This is a genomic window from Vibrio marinisediminis, assembly GCF_014050145.1.
GTDB lineage: Bacteria > Pseudomonadota > Gammaproteobacteria > Enterobacterales > Vibrionaceae > Vibrio > Vibrio marinisediminis.
In genome coordinates, this window is sequence record NZ_JACFYF010000090.1 from 1 (window position 1) to 336 (window position 336).

Annotated in this window: 1 pseudogene; it reads right to left on the reverse strand. The window is 61.3% G+C overall.

The features are described from left to right. A pseudogene (locus tag H2O73_RS23515) lies at positions 1 to 336 on the reverse strand (arylsulfatase); the annotation flags it as partial.

Consider the following 336-nt stretch of genomic DNA (forward strand, 5'->3'; position numbering starts at 1 on the left):
CATCCATCGGGAAGACCTGGTATTTCTCCGCCTCCGCGATGAACAGCGCCTTGAGTTCCTCGACCTTGTCGGGATTGGTCGCGGCCAGGTCGATTTGCTGGTTCATGTCCGTCGTCAGGTCATAGAGTTCCAGAACCTGGTTGTTGAGCGGGTCTGGGTTCGGGACGCCCGGTGTCTCCCACGGCATGCGGTTGACCTTGGTCGCCAGCAGCCAGCCCTCGTGATAGAGCGCCCACTGGCCCATCATCTCGAAATACTGGGTCTTGCGGGGGCTGGGCGCGTCGGCATTCGCGGCCTCGAACAGATGGGCGAAACTCGTGCCCTCGATCGGATGTT